The organism is Streptomyces sp. SID3212, assembly GCF_009865405.1.
Taxonomy (GTDB): Bacteria; Actinomycetota; Actinomycetes; order Streptomycetales; family Streptomycetaceae; genus Streptomyces.
This window is the reverse complement of sequence record NZ_WWJY01000505.1, coordinates 1-2,261: the sequence shown is the minus strand read 5'-3', so window position 1 is coordinate 2,261 and position 2,261 is coordinate 1. Positions and strand designations below refer to the sequence as shown.

At 72.2% G+C, this 2,261-nt stretch carries 1 protein-coding gene; it reads right to left on the bottom strand.

Features of this window, described 5'->3' with window-relative positions; all coding sequences use genetic code 11:
• On the bottom strand, positions 1-2,261 hold a 2,261-nt coding region (locus GT042_RS15200; protein WP_161309243.1), incomplete at both ends, for a condensation domain-containing protein.

Here is a 2,261-nt window from a genome sequence, read left to right as displayed (position 1 = left end):
GTACGGGGGTCGTAGAGGTCGGTGGCGTACTCGATCAGGATGTCGAGGCCGTCGGGGGCGCCGTCCGCCGTGCGCCGCTCGGCGAAGGCGAAGGTGAGGTCGAACTTCGCGACGGACACCGGCGGGAACGCGAACTCGCTCTCCAGGCCCGCCAGTCGGGGGGCCTCGTTGCTCGTGTCGCCGACGGTGAGCATGACCTGGAACAGGGGGTGGCGGGCGGTGGTGCGCTCGGGGTTGAGGGCTTCGACCAGCCGGTCGAAGGGGAGGTCCTGGTGCGCCCAGGCGGCGAGGTCGGTGTCCCGGACGCGGGACAGCAGGTCGCGGAAGGTGGGGTTGCCGGTCACATCCGTGCGCAGGACCAGGGTGTTGACGAAGAAGCCGATCAGGCTGTCGAGCTTCTGGTCGGTGCGGCCGGCGACGGGGGAGCCGAGGGGGATGTCGTGTCCGGCGCCGGAGCGGGAGAGGAGGGTGGCGACGGCGGCCTGGGCCACCATGAACAGGGTGCTGCTGGTGTCCTGCGCCAGCGACATCAGGCCGGAGTGCAGCGCGGCCGGGCAGTGGACGACGTGCGTCCGGCCCTGGTTGGACGGGGTCGCGGGGCGGGCGTGGTCGGTGGGAAGGGTGGCCTCCTCGGGGAGGTCGGCCAACGTCTCGCGCCAGTGGTCGAGTTGGCGCTCCTCGTCGTTCTCCAGCAGCCGCTGCTGCCAGAGGGTGTAGTCGGCGTACTGGACGGGGAGCGGCTCCCACTCCGGCGCGAGGCCTTCGGCGCGGGCCGCGTAGGACGTGGCGAGATCCTGGAAGAGCGGTCCGTTGGACCAGCCGTCCGAGGCGATGTGGTGGACCACCAGCGACAGGACGTGCTCCTCGGCACCGAGCCGCAACAGCGAGGCGCGGTAGGGCAGTTCGGCGGCGAGGTCGAAGGTACGGCCGGCCTCGGCGGCCAGCAGCGCGGGCAGTGACTCCTCGGTGGCCGGGACCAGCGGGAGGCCGGCGGCGGTCGCGGGCAGGATGTGCTGGTGCGGGGTGCCCTCGCGGGTGGGGAAGACGGTACGGAGCGTTTCGTGGCGTGCGGTGAGGTCGGTGAAGGCGAGCCGCAGGGCCTCAGGGTCGAGCGGGCCGGTGAGCCGCAGGGCCAGCGGGATGTTGTACGTCGCGGACGAGCCCTCCATCTGGTCCAGGAACCAGAGCCGTTGCTGGGCGGAGGAGAGCGGGATCAGCTCCGGACGCTCCCCGGACAGCAGCGCCGGACGCCGCTGCCCGCTGCCCTCGGCCGCGATCCGCTCGGCCAGCTGCGCGACCGTCGCGTACTGGAACAGGTCCCGGATGGTGATGCCGGTGTCCCACACCGCCCGGATGCGGCTGATGAGGCGGGTGGCGAGCAGCGAGTGCCCGCCGCGCCGGAAGAAGTGGTCGTCGATGGTGACCGACGGCAGCCCGAGGGTGGCCGCGAAGAGCCCGCACAGGACTTCCTCGGCGGGGGTCCTGGGCGTACGGCCGTCGGTGTCGCCCTGGTGCCGCGGCGCGGGCAGGGCGCGGCGGTCGATCTTGCCGTTGGTGGTGAGGGGGATCTCGTCCAGCACCAGAAAGGCGGACGGGACCATGTACTCCGGGAGCGAGGCGGAGATCTCCCGGTGCACGGCCTCGGTGTCGATCGTGACGCCGTCGGCCGCGACGAGGTAGGCGACGAGGCGCTTGTCGCCGGGGCGGTCCTCACGGACGCTGACAGTGGCCTGGCCCACAACCTGAAGGGCCGTCAGGGCGCTTTCGATCTCGCCGAGTTCGATGCGGAAGCCGCGCAGCTTGACCTGCTGGTCGGCCCGGCCGAGATACTCCAGCGAGCCGTGGTGGTTCCAGCGCGCGAGGTCGCCGGTGCGGTACATCCGGGAGCCGGCCGGACCGTACGGGTCGGCGGTGAAGCGCTCGGCCGTCAGCGCGGGCCGGTTGAGATACCCCTGCGCCAGACCCGTGCCCGCGATGTACAACTCGCCCGGCGCGCCCGGCGCGACGAGCTGGAGCGCCCGGTCCAGGACGTACAGGCGGTGGTTGTCGAGGGGTTCGCCGATCGGGATCGCCCCGGCGTGGTCGAGGGGTCTGTGAACACGGTGGGTGGTGGCGAAGGTGGTGGTCTCCGTCGGGCCGTAGCCGTTGACGACGGTGGTGTCCGGGCAGTGCTCGTGGATCCTGCGCACTGCTTCCGGCGGCACGACGTCGCCGCCGGCCCACACTTCCCGTACCCCCGCGAAGGCCTCGGGCGCCTCCTC